This window comes from Sanguibacter inulinus, from assembly GCF_013415325.1.
Taxonomy (GTDB): domain Bacteria; phylum Actinomycetota; class Actinomycetes; order Actinomycetales; family Cellulomonadaceae; genus Sanguibacter; species Sanguibacter inulinus.
Map to the genome: position 1 here is coordinate 60,476 of NZ_JACBYE010000003.1, position 15,817 is coordinate 76,292.

Sequence of the window (15,817 nt, forward strand, 5' to 3'; positions counted from 1 at the left end):
ACAGAGACGACGACGGGCCGCACGGATCTCCGTGCGGCCCGTCGTCGTCTTAGGACCCAGCGTCAGCGGAAGATGACCGTCCTGTGCCCGTTGAGCAGCACCCGGTGCTCCGCGTGCCACCTCACGGCGCGGGCCAGCACGCGGCGCTCGACGTCCTGGCCGAGGGCGACGAGGTCTTCGACGGTGCGGGTGTGGTCCACACGCTCGACGTCCTGCTCGATGATCGGTCCCTCGTCGAGGTCGCCCGTGACGAAGTGAGACGTCGCACCGATGAGCTTGACGCCACGGTCGTGCGCCTGGTGGTACGGCTTCGCACCCTTGAAGCTCGGCAAGAACGAGTGGTGGATGTTGATGACCTGGCCCTCGAGCTCGCGGCACAGGTCGTCCGAGAGGATCTGCATGTACCGGGCGAGCACCACGAGCTCGACGTCGAGCTCACGCACCAGCGCGAGCAGCCGCGCCTCGGCCTCGGCCTTGGTGTCCTTGGTGACAGGGATGTGGTGGAACTCCTTGCCGTAGAACTCGGTCAGCGGCTCGAGGTCCCGGTGGTTGCCGACCACCCCGACGATGTCGATCGGCAGGTTCTCCGAGCGCTGCCGGAACAGCAGGTCGTTGAGGCAGTGCGCCGCGGTGCTCACCAGCACGAGGGTGCGCACCGGGCGCCCGACCACGTCGAGGCGCCACGACATCGAGAAGGTCTCCGCGAGCGGCTCGAGAGCCGAGACGAGCTCCTCGCGCGAGGCCGTCGACTCCACCTGTACCCGCATGAAGAACAGCTGCGTCTCCGCGTCGCCGAACTGCTGCGACTCCGTGATGTTGCCGCCGTGCTCGGCGAGCGCACCCGCGACGGCGTGCACGATGCCCGCCCTGTCGGGGCAGGAGAGCGTGAGCACCCAGTGCTCGGGGGTGCCGGGCTGCGTGCTGCCGGCGGGCGCGGAGGGGGCTGTCGTGGTCACTCGCACAGGGTAGTTCGTCGGCGACCTCCCGGGGCGGGCGTCCGGCAGGCGACCCTCGGCCGCAGCCGAGGGGCGCCTGCTGGTCTGCCGGCGAGGTGCTCGCCGCTAGACGAGCACCTCGCCGTCGCGGACGACCACTCGGCCGCCGGCGACGACGAGATCGCGGCGTGGGGCACGCACGACGGCGTCGGGGACGTTCTCCGCGTCGACCAGCACGACGTCAGCCCGCGCCCCCACGACGAGGTCGTGCGTCTCGCGCCCGACGAAGGACGCCGCCGCGCTCGTGGCGATCCGCGCAGCGTGCACGAGCTCCTCGTCGTAGCGCAGTCGGGTCTGCTGGGCGAGGCGCGTGGTGAGGGCGAGCAGGTCGCCCGTGCCGTAGGGGCTCCACAGGTCACGGATGCCGTCGGTCCCGAGGCCGACAGAGACACCGTGCTCTTCGAGGAGGGCGACAGGCAGAGGAGCCGCCCCGATCGGCGCGACTGTCGTCATGCTCACGCCCGCCTCGCCCATCGCCGCGACAAGATCGCGCTGCTGGGTGGCAGGCAGCTCGCCGACCGCGAAACCGTGCGCGACGTTGACCTTGCCCTGCAGACCCGTCCGCAGCGTGCGCTCGACGATCAGCTCGATCTGGAAGGCCCCGAGCGCGCCGCCGTCGTGCAGGTGCAGGTCGATGCCCACGCCGTGACGGCCCGCGACGTCGAAGAGTGCGTCGAGCTGCCCGACGGGGTCCCGGTCGATCGACGCCGGGTCGAGCCCGCCGATGTGCTCGGCTCCAGCCGCCGCGGCCTGGTCGAGCAGGTCGATCACGCCGGGGCGGCGCAGCACGCCGTCCTGCGGGAAGGCGACGATCTCCGCGGTGATCGCGCCGCCCAGCTCGGCGAGGGACTCGCGGACGACGTCGATCCCCCGGGTGCCCAGGCCGAGGTCGACGTCGACGTGCGTGCGGATCGCGGTGGTGCCGTGCCGCAGCAGCTCGCGCAGGACCCGCAGCGTCACGTCGGTCCCAGGGATGCCCAGCTCGTCGCGGTGCGCGCGCTCGTGGGCGATGCGGCCCTGCGTCGTCGCCTCGCCGCCGTAGCTGACCCACGGCTTGCCCCACCAGCTCTTGTCGACGTGCGCGTGCGCGTTGACGAAGCCAGGGAGGGCGAGGAGACCGCGGCCGTCGACGACAGTGCCGACGGTGCCAGCAGTGCCGGCGGTGCCAGCCCCAGCGCCGGTCCCCGCGCCCGAGGCAGCTGCTGCGCTCGCGGTCGGCTGCTGGACCGGAGCGCTCGGGCTGGCGACGTGTGCGTCGATCGCCCTGATGATGCCGTCCGAGATCGTGAGGTCGACCGACGGGCCGCCCCAGGGGCGGACGTCGCGCAGGACGGAGACGGTGGTGCTCTGGGTTCCGGTCATGTCGATCCTCTCGGTGCGGGGCCCACACAGACCCGAGAGCAAACGGTATACCATTTGTGGTGCGCGGCACCCCGGGTCCGAGGAGCCGTGGGCGCGCCCCTGCGTCCCACCTGCACCTGGGAGGATGGCTCCGTGAGCAGCGCCCCCGCCGAGCCCGACCTGACCCGCACCGCTCTCTCGGAGACCGAGCGGGTCACCCGCCCGGCCCTCTCAGAGACCGAGCGCGTCACCCGCCTGCTGCGCGACCAGATCGTCGACGGCGTCCGCGCCCCGGGCAGCCGGCTGGTCGAGCGTGAGCTCGCCGCATCCCTCGACGTGAGCCGCGTCCCCGTCCGCGAGGCCCTCCAGACCCTCGCCTCCGAAGGCCTGGTCACTCCGCGCCCGCGGAGCTGGGCCGTCGTGCGGACCTTCACCGACCGTGACCTGCTCGACCTCGTCGAGGTGCGCTCCGCGATCGAGGTGCTCACCGTCCGTCTCGCGGCCGAGCGACGGACTGCCGCACACCTCGAGGTGGCTGCGGCGGCGCTCGACCGCGAGGCCGGGGGAGCGCGCGACGGCGACGCGACGACAGCGCGGCGTGCGGCTGCCGACTTCCACGAGGCCGTGTCGGCGATGGCCGGCAACGCCGTGCTCGACGAGATCTCCGCGCTCACGGCGAGCCGCATGCGCTGGATGCTCGGCCAGCACGACGACCTCCACGTGATGGTCTCCGAGCACGCGGCGCTGCTCGACGCGATCCGCGCCGGCGACGTCGAGGAGGCCGACAGGTTGACGCGCGACCACCTGCGGTCGAGCCTCGCCTCCGCGCGCGCCCGGCAAGACCGAGCGAGCAGCTGAGGCAGCCCGCGCAGGAGCAGCACCTCCGAGGTGAACACCTGGTGGATGGGCCGGTCAGGTGCCCGGAAGTCTGAGACGATGGACACATGAGCGACCTAGACATCACGATCTCACTGGTGACCGACGAGCACGCGGGCGAGCTGCTCACCCTGCGCCGTGCTGCCTTCGTCACCGAGGCCCAGGTCTACGGCGACCCGAACATCCCGCCGCTGACCCAGACCCTCTCCGAGCTGCGCGCCGACCTCGTCGCCGAGGGCGTCGTCACGCTCGGCGCCTGGTCCGGGCACCGCCTCGTCGGCTCGGTCCGCGTCGAGATCGAGGACGACAAGGCCACCCTCGGCCGCCTCGCCGTCGCCCCCGACCTCCAGGGCAAGGGCATCGGCACGCAGATGATGTTCGCGGTCCTGCCGCACCTGCCGGAGGAGACCACCGAGATCTGGGTCTTCACGGGCAAGGACTCCAAGCAGAACCTCGCGATGTACCAGAAGGCCGGCTACGAGCACCAGCACGACCAGGTCGCCGGCGACCTCACCTACGCCTACCTGCGCCGCATCCTCGGCGAGATGGACGACACCGACGTGCACTCCGACGCGGAGCCGGTCCAGAACGCCTGAGCACGACGCACAACCAGCGTCACAGCGCAGAGCAGAGCAGCGCAGAGCAGAGCCCGCAGCCCGCGTGCCAGACCGAGGCAGGTCCGGCACGCGGGCTGCGTCGTGCTCGGTGCCAGCCCAGCCTCACCGCCGGGTCGAGAAGTCCACAGCCCCGGTGATCGCCGCGATGATGTCTTCGTAGCTCACGGTCCGTGCCGCGAAGCTGCCGTTGTTGCGGCCGTGCCGCAGCACCTCGATGCGGTCCGCCACGGCCCGGACATCACCCATGTTGTGGCTGATGAGCACCACGCCGTGCCCGAGGTCGCGCAGCCGCTCGATCAGTGTGAGCACCTCTGCTGTGCTCGACACGGACAGCGAGGCCGTCGGCTCGTCGAGGATGACGATCCGCGGCTTGCCGAGCAGCGTCCGGGCGATCGCGACGGCCTGCCGCTGCCCGCCAGAGAGGTCCGCCACGAGGGTGCGCACGGACGGCACCCTGATCCTCAGGTCCCGCAAGATCTGGCGTGCGACGTCTTCCATCTCGGACTCGAGCAGCAGGTTGCCCTTGTGCAGCTCACGCCCGAGGTACAGGTTCGAGACGATGTCGAGGTTCTCGGCGAGGGCGAGCTCCTGGAACACCGTGGTGATCCCGAGGGCGTGCGCGCTCGTCGGCGTCGGGATGGTCACGGGCACGCCGTCGGACTCGATGATCCCGGCGTCGGGCGTGATGACCCCGGCGATCACCTTCGCGATGGTCGACTTGCCGGCGGCGTTGTCGCCGACGAGCGCGACGACCTCGCCGCTGTGGATGTCGAGGTCGATGCTGGAGAGCGCCTTGACGGCGCCGAAGGACTTGTCGATCCCTCGGAGCGAGAGCGCGGGGGTCGGGCGGGCTGTCGTCACGTCAGGTCCCCTTCGGTGCGTCGGGTCAGGCTGAGGTCCTCCGCGGCGGCGGTGCCGTCGGAGCCTTCGGGCGTGGTGCTGATCGTCTCGTAGTCTGTCGCGACCTCGGTCGACCGGAGCGCGAGGAGCAGCGCGCCTGTCACCTCAGCCTCTTCGCCGAGCTCGCCGGCTACCACCTGGAGCGGTGCGACGGTGTTCGGGGCGATGTGCCGCAGCACGGCCTGCCGGAGCGGTCCGACCACCAGCTCGCCGGCGGCGGCCAGCTCTCCGCCGACCACGACGAGCTGGGGGTTGAGGGTCCCGGCGAGCATCGCGACCACGGAGCCGATGCGGTCACCCGCGTCGGCGAGGACCCGGCGGCAGCCGAGGTCCCCGGCGATCCCCTTGGCCACGAGGTCGCGGAGCGTGAGGTCGCCGTGCGAGCCGCGGAGCAGGTCGAGCAGCGCCGTCGACGAGACGACGGTGTCGAGGCACCCACGGTTGCCGCAGCGGCAGATGCTCCCGCTCGGGTCGACCTGCACGTGGCCGATCTCCCCGGCGGTCCCGGCAAAACCCCTGTGCAGGTGCCCGTTGAGGATGATCCCCGCACCCGTCGAGTACGAGGCCCTGACGTAGACGACGTCCTGGAAGCCGCGTGCTGCGCCGAGCTCGTGCTCGGCGAGGGCCGCGACGTTCGCGTCGTTGTCGACGACGACAGGGCGGGCGAGCCGCTCGGACATCACCTGCCCGAGCTGCTGGCCGTCCCAGCCACGCATGATCCCGTGCACGGAGATCTCGCCCGTCGACACGTCGACAGGGGCCGGGACCGCGAGGCCGATGGTGAGGAGCTCCTCGATCGGGGCCCCGACGCTCTCGAGCAGCTCGACGACGAGCAGGGCCGCCCTGTCGAGCCCGGTGTCCGAGCGGTGGTCGACAGGCAACGGCATCTGCTGCTCGGCGACGACGGTACGCCCGAAGTCGCCGAGGGCCACCTTGAGGTGGCGGTGGCCGAACTGCACGCCGGCGACGAGCCCGACGCGACGGGCGAGGGTGACCATCTGCGCGCGCCGGCCGCTGCGCGTGGTGTTCTGCGTGTCGACGATCCCGCCGCCGAGCAGCTCTTTGACGATGGTCGAGATGGTCGCGGGGGAGAGGCCCGTCGCCGCGACGAGCTCGACCTGGGTGAGGCCGCCGTAGCGCTTGATGGTGTCGACGATGAGGGCCCGGTTGGCTTCGCGGAGCGAAGACTGGGAGCCGCTGATCGCCACTCGACCTCTCACGGGCTCAGCCTACCTTCGTCGTCGTGTGCTCTCGGGGGTGTTCCGCCCCCTGGAGGACGGGGTCCACGGACGACGCTGGCCTGGTGCGGACCGAGAGTCGGTCCGCACCAGGCCAGCGCTCAGGCGATGCTCAGCGGCCAGCGCCGGCGCGTCGCTTGTTGAAGATGTCGAAGGCGACGGCGAGCAGGAGCACGAGGCCCTTGACCATCTGCTGGACCGACTGGTCGATCCCCATGATGGACATGCCGTTGGTCATCACGGCCATGATGAGCGCACCGACCATGGCACCGGTCACACGCCCGACACCACCTGTCGTCGACGCACCACCGATGAAGGCCGCGGCGATCGCGTCGAGCTCGAACATGTTGCCGGCGGAGGGCTGGGCACCGTTGGACCGCGAGGAGTAGACGACTCCGGCGACGGCCGACAGGAAGCCCATGTTGACGAAGATCCAGAAGTTGACCTGCTTGACCTTGACACCCGAGAGCTGGGCGGCCGAGAGGTTGCCACCGATCGCGTAGACGTGGCGGCCGAAGACCGTCTTCGTCGTGACGATCGTGTAGATCATGATGAGCACACCGAGGATGATGAGCACGATCGGCAGACCACGGCTCTTCGAGAGCTGGTAGGCGAAGGCCATCACCACAGCCGAGACGAGCACCAGGCGCAGGACGAACAGCGGCATGGCCTCGACGGCCTGCTTGTAGTGGATGCGTCCCTGGCGGGTGCGGAACTGGCTGACGGCGAAGCCGACGAGGGCGATGGCTGCGATGACGAGCGTGAACACGTCAAAGCCGTTGCCGCCGAGGAACCCGTTGAGGAACCCGCCGGCGACCTTCTGGTACTCGGCCGGGAACGGCGAGAGCGAGATGTTGTCGAGGACCTGGAGCGTCATCCCGCGGAACAGGAGCATGCCGGCCAGGGTGACGATGAACGCCGGGATCCCGATGTACGCGACCCAGAAGCCCTGCCACGCACCGACCACGAGGCCGACCGCGAGGGCGGCGAGGATGCCGACCCACCAGGGCTGCCCGTGCTTGATGACGATGATCGCCGAGGTCGCACCGGTCAGCGCGACGACCGAGCCGACCGACAGGTCGATGTGCCCGCCGATGATGACGATGACCATGCCGATCGCGAGGATCAGGATGTACGAGTACTGCAGGACGATGTTCGTGAGGTTGCCCGGGCTGAGCAGCATCCCGTCCGTGAGCACCGTGAAGAGCCCGATGATGGCGACGAACGCGATGTAGATCCCGCTCGTGCGGAGATTCTTGGTGAAGATCTCCTTGAGTCCTGCGACGGCGGTCATCGAACCGGCTCCTTCTCCTGTGTCATGAGCTCCATGAGGCTTTCTTGGGTGGCGCCGGCACGGTCGACCTGACCGGTGATCCGTCCGAACGCGAGGGTGTAGATCCGGTCGCAGATCCCGAGGACCTCGGGCAGCTCGGACGAGATGAGGATGACGGCCTTCCCGGCGTCGGCCAGCGCGTTGATGATCGTGTAGATCTCGTACTTCGCGCCGACGTCGATGCCACGGGTGGGCTCGTCGAGGATGAGGACCTCAGGGTCCGTGTAGATCCACTTGCTGAGGACGACCTTCTGCTGGTTCCCGCCCGAGAGCTTCCCGGTGAGGGCCATGACCGTCGAGGTCTTGATGTTCATGCTCTTGCGGTAGCCCTCGGCGACCTGGATCTCTTCGTTGCCGTTGACCCAGCCGCCCTTGGACAGCTTGCCCAGGCTCGCCGCCGAGATGTTGCTGCGCACGTCCTCGATGAGGTTGAGGCCGTACTTCTTGCGGTCCTCGGTCGCGTAGGCGAGGCCGTGCGAGATCGCCTCGCTGACGGTCTTGGTGCTGATCTCCTTGCCGTGCAGGAAGACCTTGCCCGTCGCCTTGCTGCCGTAGGAGCGCCCGAAGATGCTCATCGCGAGCTCGGTGCGCCCTGCGCCCATGAGACCGGCGATGCCGACGATCTCCCCGGCGCGGACGGTGAGGTTGGCCTTGTCGACCACGACACGGCCCGGCTCTGTCGGGTGGTAGACGGTCCAGTCCTCGACCCGCAGCACCTCGGCACCGAGGGTGGCCTCGTGCTCGGGGTACCGGTGCTCGAGGTCACGGCCGACCATCCCGCGGATGATGCGGTCCTGGGTGACCTCACCCGAGCGCATGTCGAGCTTCTCGATGGTCTGGCCGTCGCGGATGATCGTCGTGGAGTCCGCGATGCTCGCGATCTCGTTGAGCTTGTGCGAGATCATGATCGACGTGATGCCGCGGGCCTTGAGGTCGCGCAGCAGGCCGAGCAGGTGCTCGGAGTCGGAGTCGTTGAGGGCTGCGGTCGGCTCGTCGAGGATCAGCAGACGGACCTTCTTGGACAGTGCCTTGGCGATCTCGACCAGCTGCTGCTTGCCGACGCCGAGGGCGCCGACAGGCGTGACCGGGAGCTCGTCCAGGCCGACCTGCGCCATGAGCTCGGCGGCGTCGGCGTTGGTCTGGTTCCAGTCGATGAGCCCGCCGCGCCTGCGCTCGTTGCCGAGGAAGATGTTCTCGGCGATCGAGAGGTAGGGGACCAGGGCGAGCTCCTGGTGGATGATGACGATGCCCTTGTCCTCGGAGTCGTTGATCGATCCGAAGCGCACCTCCTCACCGTCGAAGAGGATCTCGCCCGTGTAGCTGCCGTGCGGGTAGACCCCGGAGAGCACCTTCATGAGGGTGGACTTGCCGGCACCGTTCTCGCCGCAGATGGCGTGGATCTCGCCGCTGGCGACCTCGAGGGTGACGTCTTGCAGGGCCTTGACCCCGGGAAAGGTCTTGGTGATGGAGCGCATCTCCAGAATCGGGCTAGACATCCGTCCTCAGCCGTCCTTCCGTGGTGGAGCGTGGATGGGGGGTGCTCGGTCGGCGCGACGAGGTGCCGCGCCGACCGAGCGGTGAGAGGTGTGTCAGGCCTGGCCGGACTCGACCTGCTCGGCGGTCCAGTAGCCGGAGTCGACGAGGAGCTCGGTGATGTTGTCGGTGTAGACGATGTCCGACTCGAGGAGGAAGGACGGGACGACCTTCACACCGTTGTCGTAGGACGTGGTGTCGTTCGCCTCGGGCTCTTCGCCCTTGAGGAACGAGTCGGCCGCGGTGACGGCCTGGTCGGCGAGCTTGCGGGTGTCCTTGAAGATCGTCGCGAACTGCGTGCCGTCGGCGATGAGCTTGACCGACGCGATCTCCGCGTCCTGGCCGGTGACGACGGGGAGACCGTCGGCGATGGTGGTGCCGTAGCCGGCGTTCTGCAGCGCGGTGATGATGCCGCGGGAGATGCCGTCGTACGGGGACAGGACGCCGTCGAGCTGCTCGGAGCCGCCGCCGTACGTCGAGGTCAGGAGGTCCTCCATGCGCTTCTGCGCGGTCTCCTGGAGCCAGCGGAGCGTCGCGACCTGCTCGATGCTCGTCTGGCCGGACTTGACGACGATCGTGCCCTCGTCGATGTAGGGCTGGAGGGTCTTCATCGCGCCGTCGAAGAAGAACGTGGCGTTGTTGTCGTCGAGCGACCCTGCGAAGAGCTCGATGTTGAACGGTCCGGTCGCGTCGCCCTTGGAGCCGTCCTCGTTGAGGAGGCCGAGACCGACGAGCAGCGAGGTGGCCTGCTGGACGCCGACGTTCTCGTTGTCGAAGGTCACGTAGAAGTCGACGTTCTCGCTGTCGCGGATGAGGCGGTCGTAGGCGATGACGGGGATGTCGGCGTCGGCCGCGGCCTGGAGCTGCGTCGCGAGCGCCGTGCCGTCGATCGAGGCGATGATGAGGAGGTCGACGTCCTTGTTGATCATCTGGTCGATCTGCTGCTGCTGGGTGGGGATGTCGTCGTTGCCGAACTGCAGGTCGACCTCGTAGCCGGCTGCCTCGAGCCCGGACTTCACGGCGTCGCCGTCAGCGATCCAGCGCTCGGAGGTCTGGGTCGGCATCGCGACACCGATGACGCCGGTGCCCTCTTCTGCCGCGCCCGACTCGCCCGAGCTGCTGCCCGCTCCGTCGCCGCTGCACGCGGCGAGGCCGAAGGCCAGGACCGCGCCCATCGCCGCAAACTTGATTCCACGCATGGTGAGTGCTCCTCGTCGTCCTTGAGAGGTGGTCGGCCCCGTCGTCGGGGCCGCTGTCGTTCTGGAGGCCCGGACATCTCTGTCTGAGCGATGAGACCACTCTATGACTTCGAGTCCCGAAGTCAAGGTGGAAATGATTGCGGAACGGGTTCGCTGTGATCACAGTTTGGTCACGCCATACTGGGACTAAGTGCCCTTCTTTCGCGTCTAGGCCGTGAAAATAGGCTGCGGGTGATTTTGGGACGTGAACCCAAGGGTGTCGAACGCTCGCGCTTGACCCTCAGCGAGCTGTCGTCCCGGGCGTGCCCGGGACGTCGTCGTGGGCGTGGACGACCCTGGCGTCGTCCGGCGACCGTGGGCTACGATCTCCACGTCGTGACTGGCGTCTGTGCCCACGTCGCCCGAGCGGTCCGAGAGGCCCCGGGGGACCAGCACAGGATGGTGGACCACCACCGGGGAGCGACGTGCACCACTCGACTTCGGGTCGTCCGCCTGGGCCCCGGTCACCCGTACACGGTGCGTGTGCGCGTGCCCGGACGACGAGTCCCGGGCCGTGCTCACGCAGCAGGTACGCCAGCCGGTCCCGCACGGGGCAGGCCGACCGACCCCCGCTGCAAGGAGAGAACATGACCGCTCTGAACGAGAACACCGTCATGAACCAGGGCATCGCCCAGGTCGACCCCGAGATCGCGGCAGTCCTCGACGGCGAGCTCGCGCGTCAGCGCGACACCCTCGAGATGATCGCCTCCGAGAACTTCGTCCCGCGGGCCGTGCTCGAGGCCCAGGGCTCCGTGCTCACCAACAAGTACGCCGAGGGCTACCCCGGCAAGCGCTACTACGGCGGCTGCGAGCAGGTCGACATCGCCGAGACGCTCGCGATCCAGCGGGTCAAGGCCCTCTACGGCGCCGAGCACGCGAACGTCCAGCCGCACTCGGGTGCGACGGCCAACGCCGCTGTGCTGCACGCCCTCATCAACAAGGGCGACAAGATCCTCGGCCTCGAGCTCGCGCACGGTGGTCACCTCACGCACGGCATGAAGATCAACTTCTCCGGCCGCCTCTACGAGGTCGCCGCGTACGGCGTCGACCCCGAGACCCACCTCGTCGACATGGACAAGGTCCGCGAGACCGCCCTCGCCGAGCGCCCCGACGTGATCATCGGCGGCTGGTCCGCCTACCCGCGCCACCTCGACTTCGCGGCCTTCAGGTCGATCGCCGACGAGGTCGGCGCGAAGCTCTGGGTCGACATGGCGCACTTCGCGGGTCTCGTCGCCGCCGGTCTGCACCCCAACCCTGTCGAGCACGCCGACGTCGTCTCGTCGACCGTCCACAAGACGATCGGCGGGCCCCGCTCCGGCTTCATCCTGTCCCGCGAGGAGTACGCCAAGAAGATCGACTCGGCCGTGTTCCCAGGTCAGCAGGGTGGACCGCTCATGCACGTGGTGGCCGCCAAGGCCGTCGCCTTCAAGATCGCCGCCTCCGAGGAGTTCGCCGAGCGCCAGCACCGCGTGCTGCGCGGTGCCAAGATCATCGCCGACCGCCTCACCGCGGCCGACGTCACCGAGGCAGGCGTCTCCGTCCTCACCGGAGGCACCGACGTGCACCTCGTGCTCGTCGACCTGCGCCACTCCGACCTCGACGGCCAGCAGGCCGAAGACCTCCTGCACGCCGTGGGCATCACCGTGAACCGCAACGCCGTGCCCTTCGACCCGCGCCCCCCGCGCGTCACCTCGGGCCTGCGCATCGGCACGCCTGCGCTGGCCGCCCGCGGCTTCGGCGACGAAGAGTTTACCGAGGTCGCCGACATCATCGCGGAGGCGCTCAAGGCTGGCGCCGCGACCGACGTCGAGTCCCTCAAGGCGCGCGTGGACAAGCTCACGGGCGACTTCCCGCTGTACCCCGGGCTCCAGCAGTACTGAGCCGTCCCCTGGGCAGCAGCCCGGCACCGTCCGTGCCGGGCTGCTGCCCTGCTCCACGGGCGACTGGCCACGAGCCGCCGGCCGCACCTGGCACCCGCGCCCAGCCGCCCCGACCGGGCGCACCTGAGCACAGAATCTTGAGGAGACACCCATGACCGCACAGATCCTCGACGGCAAGGCCGCGTCCCGTCAGATCAAGGACGAGCTGACCACCCGCGTCGCGACGCTCCGCGCCGCTGGCGTGACACCCGGGCTGGGCACGCTGCTCGTCGGCAGCGACCCCGGCTCGCAGTGGTACGTCGCGGGCAAGCACCGCGACTGCGCCGAGGTGGGCATCGAGTCCATCCGCGAAGACCTCCCTGAGGAGGCCGCGCAGGAGGAGATCGAGGCGGCGGTGCGTCGCCTCAACGACGACCCGCGCTGCACCGGCTACATCGTCCAGCTCCCGCTGCCGAAGGGCATCGACACCAACCGGGTGCTCGAGCTCGTCGACCCCGCCAAGGACGCCGACGGCCTGCACCCGACCAACCTCGGGCGTCTGGTGCTGCGCACGAACGAGCCGATCGAGTCGTCACTTCCCTGCACCCCCGCAGGCATCATCGACCTCGTCGAGCGCAACGGGATCTCCCTGGCGGGCAAGCATGTGGTGGTCGTCGGTCGCGGTACGACGGTCGGTCGGTCGATCGGGCTGCTGCTGACCCGCCGGGCGGTCAACGCCACGGTGACGCTCACGCACACCGGGACGACCGACCTCTCCTCGCACCTGCGCAGCGCCGACGTGATCGTCGCCGCGGCCGGGGTGCCCGGGATCGTCAAGGCTGAAGACGTCAAGGCGGGCGCCGTCGTCATCGACGTCGGCGTCAGCAGGACGACGGACCCTGAGACCGGCAAGAGCAAGGTCGTCGGCGACGTCGACCCGGCTGTCGCCGAGGTCGCCGCGTGGATCTCGCCGAACCCCGGCGGGGTAGGACCGATGACGCGCGCGATGCTCCTCGCCAACGTCGTCGACACCGCAGAGCGCGTGCTCGCGGCGCGCTGATCCTCGCGAGGAGCCGAGCACGGCCTCCCGTGAGGAGCCGAGCCCGGCCTCTCGCGAGGTTCCTAGCCTCACGCGCGACGAGGCCACCGGTGCACGGTCCGGTGGCCTCGTCGCGCTCGACCCGCGTCTGACCTGCGTCTGACGTTCGGCCCTCAGGGCACCAGTACGATCCGCCCGAAGACAGAACCGAGGTCCATCCGCCGGTGAGCGTCGGCCGCCTGCGCGAGCGGCAGGACGTCGTCCACCACGGCGTGCAGCTCCCCACGGGACGCCGCGGCGAGCTGCGCGGCACGGACAGGGTCGCGCACGGAGGCCGGGACCGAGTCGAGGCTGAAGGTCGCGAACGACCGCGACTGCTGGAACGTGGACAGGAGCCGTGCGCCGAAGTCCGCCGGCGGGAAGCCGGCCACGACGCCGAGCAGCACCATGCGCCCGTTCGGCGCGAGCCTGTCGACGAAGTCGGGCAGCGCAGCGCCGCCCGCGATGTCGACGATGACGTCGAAGGTGGCCGAGCCACCGTCCTCGGCCCGGCCGTCCCGGTCGAGCACGTGCGTCGCGCCGAGCGCGCGCAGCCGGTCACCCCGCTCCTGGGACGACGTCGTGACCGCCACGATGCTCGCCCCGGCACGGACCCCGAGCTCGACGGCCGCGATCCCGATGCTCCCGGCAGCCCCACGGACCAAGAGCGACTCGCCCGCACGCAGGTGCGCGTGGGTCAGAGCGAGCTGGGCGACCGTGGCCGCTCCTCCGACAGTCACCGCGTCGACCGAGGACAGCCCGTCGGGCAGCTCCACGACGTCGTCGGCCCGCGCGACGGCCTGCTCCGCGTACCCGCCGCTCGTCCCTGTGAAGGCCCACACGCGGCGGCCGACCCACGCCGGGTCGACCCCGGCTCCGACCGAGGACACCGTGCCTGCGACCTCGCTGCCGAGGATCATGCCCTCGGAGAATGCCGGTCCGAGGGCGCCCCTCCGGACGACGGCGTCGACCCCGCCGACCCCGATCGCCTCCGTCTGCACCACGAGGTGGGCGGATTGCGGGACGGGCGGGGGCAGCTCGACCACCGCCATCCCGCTCGGGTCTCCGAACTGCTGGATCATCACTGCGCGCACTGGTTCTCTCCTCGATGGTGGCCTGGGGCTGTACTCTCGGGACGCTAACGGACGCACCCGTCCACATCGTCGAAGTGAGAGAGGTTGGTCAGCAGGTGACTCAGAAGCTGCGGTCCGACGCACGCGACAACCGCGACCGCATCCTCGCCGCGGCGCGTGAGCTCTTCGCCGAGTCGGGCCTCGATGTGGGGATGCGCGAGATCGCTCGTAAGGCTGAGGTTGGGCCTGCGACCCTCTACCGTCGCTTCCCGAGCAGGCAGGATCTCGTCGCGGAGGCCTTCGCCGTCGAGATCCGGTCGTGCAAGGAGACCGTCGAGGACGGGTGCGAAGATCCCGACGCGTGGCATGGGCTGACCTCGGTGGTGACGAGTCTCGTGACGGCCAACGTCCACAACCGGGGCTTCATGGACGCCTTCCTGTCGGCAGACCCGCCGGACCAGCTGATCTCGGCCGAGAGGCGTGAGATCCTCCGGCGGCTCACGGGCCTGGCTCGGCGCGCCCAGGCGCAGGGGAGGCTGCGCTCGGACTTCGAGATCGACGACCTCGTCCTCGTCCTGCTCGCAGTCCGAGGGCTCAGCGCGCTCGCCCCCGCGGCACGTGACACGGCCGCCCGACGTCTCGCGGTCCTTGCTGTCGACGCGCTCCGAGCTCCGGAGGACCCGCCAGTGGACCGCCCGGCCTGACATCTGGTCTGCCGACCGGCTCGCAGCCGGGACTCGGGCCCCGGCGTCTGTCCGCCGCCGGCCCGGTGCGCACGGCCTCGGCGATGGGCGTCCTGCCCGCCGCCGACACGGCGGGGACGGCCTCGGCGGTTCACGCCCTGTCGGTGGGATGAGGTTGGATAGGCGCATGGTCACCATCGCTACAGCCAACGTCAACGGCATCCGTGCCGCGTACCGCAACGGGATGGGGGAGTGGCTCGCCCAGCGCACACCGGAGATCCTGCTGCTCCAAGAGGTCCGCGCGACCGACGAGATCCTCGAGGGTCTGCTCGGCGAAGGCTGGAACAGCGTCCACCAGGCCTGCGACATCAAGGGTCGTGCGGGCGTCGCCATCGCCACGACCCTCCCGTTCAAGGCTGTGCGTGTCGGGCTCGGCAACGGCGAGCCGGAGGTCCCCGTCGACACCGGTCGCTGGGTCGAGGCCGACATCGAGCTCCCGACGGGGGAGACCATCACGGTCGTCTCCGTCTACATCCACTCGGGCACCGCCGGCACGCCGAAGATGGACCAGAAGTTCGCGCACCTCGAGAAGGTCGACGCGCGCATGCGCGAGCTCCTCGAGAGCGGCGCCCACGTGGTCGTCGGCGGGGACGTCAACATCGCCCACCAGAACGTCGACATCAAGAACTGGAAGGGCAACCTCAAGTCGGCAGGATTCCTGCCCGAGGAGCGTGCCTACCTCGACCGCTGGTTCGAGGCCGGCTGGGTCGACCTCGGCCGTCGCCACGGCGGCGAGGGCCCCGGGCCGTACACGTGGTGGTCCAACCGTGGTCAGTCCTTCGCCAACGACGCCGGGTGGCGCATCGACTACCAGCTCGTCTCGCCGGCTCTGGCCGAGCTCGCGTCGAACGTGCACGTCGACCGTGCCGACTCCTACGAGGCACGCTGGAGCGACCACGCCCCGCTCCTCGCGGACTACGCGCTCTGACAGCCCCAGCACACAGCCGACCACGGGCCCGGGACCTCGCGAAGAGGTGCCGGGCCCGTCGTCGT

The 15,817-nt window shown here is 69.8% G+C and carries 14 protein-coding genes and 1 riboswitch; of the genes, 6 read left to right on the plus strand and 8 right to left on the minus strand.

Features of this window, described 5'->3' with window-relative positions:
• Positions 1–62: 62 nt before the first annotated feature.
• Both purU and HZZ10_RS01965 read right to left on the minus strand, forming a co-directional pair.
• Positions 63–956, minus strand: coding sequence for a formyltetrahydrofolate deformylase (gene purU / locus HZZ10_RS01960; protein ID WP_056128948.1), 894 nt, complete (start codon positions 954–956; stop codon positions 63–65).
• Positions 957–1,061: 105 nt separating this feature from the next.
• Positions 1,062–2,357: an amidohydrolase gene (locus HZZ10_RS01965; RefSeq protein WP_179912206.1), complete on the minus strand. Its 1,296-nt coding sequence runs from the start codon at positions 2,355–2,357 to the stop codon at positions 1,062–1,064.
• A 132-nt stretch (positions 2,358–2,489) separates the two neighbouring features.
• Between HZZ10_RS01965 and HZZ10_RS01970 the strand changes: the two genes are divergently transcribed.
• Complete coding sequence (locus HZZ10_RS01970; RefSeq protein ID WP_308507461.1) at positions 2,490–3,194, plus strand: GntR family transcriptional regulator; 705 nt, start codon at positions 2,490–2,492, stop codon at positions 3,192–3,194.
• Between the two features lie 86 nt (positions 3,195–3,280).
• On the plus strand, positions 3,281–3,808 hold the full coding sequence (locus HZZ10_RS01975; RefSeq protein WP_056128952.1) for a GNAT family N-acetyltransferase: 528 nt from the start codon (positions 3,281–3,283) through the stop codon (positions 3,806–3,808).
• A 123-nt stretch (positions 3,809–3,931) separates the two neighbouring features.
• Here the strand turns inward: HZZ10_RS01975 and HZZ10_RS01980 are convergent, their stop codons facing one another.
• The 5 genes from HZZ10_RS01980 to chvE form a co-directional block, all read right to left on the minus strand.
• The gene (locus HZZ10_RS01980) at positions 3,932–4,690 is read right to left on the minus strand and encodes an ATP-binding cassette domain-containing protein (RefSeq protein WP_056128953.1); all 759 of its coding nucleotides are present in this window, start codon (positions 4,688–4,690) and stop codon (positions 3,932–3,934) included.
• Positions 4,687–5,949, minus strand: coding sequence for an ROK family transcriptional regulator (locus HZZ10_RS01985; RefSeq protein WP_235533825.1), 1,263 nt, complete (start codon positions 5,947–5,949; stop codon positions 4,687–4,689). The genes HZZ10_RS01980 and HZZ10_RS01985 overlap by 4 nt, the downstream gene beginning before the upstream one ends.
• Positions 5,950–6,079: 130 nt before the next feature.
• Positions 6,080–7,261, minus strand: a complete 1,182-nt coding sequence (gene mmsB, locus HZZ10_RS01990) for a multiple monosaccharide ABC transporter permease (protein ID WP_056128963.1) — start codon at positions 7,259–7,261, stop codon at positions 6,080–6,082.
• The gene (gene mmsA / locus HZZ10_RS01995; RefSeq protein WP_056128966.1) at positions 7,258–8,796 is read right to left on the minus strand and encodes a multiple monosaccharide ABC transporter ATP-binding protein; all 1,539 of its coding nucleotides are present in this window, start codon (positions 8,794–8,796) and stop codon (positions 7,258–7,260) included. Before mmsA ends, mmsB begins: the two co-directional genes overlap by 4 nt.
• 93 nt (positions 8,797–8,889) lie before the next feature.
• Complete coding sequence (chvE, locus tag HZZ10_RS02000) at positions 8,890–10,032, minus strand: multiple monosaccharide ABC transporter substrate-binding protein (RefSeq protein WP_179912207.1); 1,143 nt, start codon at positions 10,030–10,032, stop codon at positions 8,890–8,892.
• A 365-nt stretch (positions 10,033–10,397) separates the two neighbouring features.
• Positions 10,398–10,537: riboswitch (ZMP/ZTP riboswitch) on the plus strand.
• A 121-nt stretch (positions 10,538–10,658) separates the two neighbouring features.
• Between chvE and glyA the strand changes: the two genes are divergently transcribed.
• Together glyA and HZZ10_RS02010 are read left to right on the plus strand one after the other, a co-directional pair.
• The gene (glyA, locus tag HZZ10_RS02005) at positions 10,659–11,951 is read left to right on the plus strand and encodes a serine hydroxymethyltransferase (protein WP_056128973.1); all 1,293 of its coding nucleotides are present in this window, start codon (positions 10,659–10,661) and stop codon (positions 11,949–11,951) included.
• A gap of 151 nt (positions 11,952–12,102) precedes the next feature.
• Entirely contained in the window at positions 12,103–12,990 is an 888-nt protein-coding gene (locus HZZ10_RS02010; RefSeq protein WP_179912208.1) for a bifunctional methylenetetrahydrofolate dehydrogenase/methenyltetrahydrofolate cyclohydrolase, read from the plus strand.
• Positions 12,991–13,142: 152 nt separating this feature from the next.
• Here the strand turns inward: HZZ10_RS02010 and HZZ10_RS02015 are convergent, their stop codons facing one another.
• Complete coding sequence (locus HZZ10_RS02015; protein WP_179912209.1) at positions 13,143–14,102, minus strand: zinc-dependent alcohol dehydrogenase family protein; 960 nt, start codon at positions 14,100–14,102, stop codon at positions 13,143–13,145.
• A gap of 95 nt (positions 14,103–14,197) precedes the next feature.
• Between HZZ10_RS02015 and HZZ10_RS02020 the strand changes: the two genes are divergently transcribed.
• Complete coding sequence (locus HZZ10_RS02020) at positions 14,198–14,785, plus strand: TetR/AcrR family transcriptional regulator (RefSeq protein ID WP_179912210.1); 588 nt, start codon at positions 14,198–14,200, stop codon at positions 14,783–14,785.
• A 166-nt stretch (positions 14,786–14,951) separates the two neighbouring features.
• Positions 14,952–15,752, plus strand: a complete 801-nt coding sequence (locus HZZ10_RS02025; RefSeq protein ID WP_179912211.1) for an exodeoxyribonuclease III — start codon at positions 14,952–14,954, stop codon at positions 15,750–15,752.
• Positions 15,753–15,817: the final 65 nt, after the last annotated feature.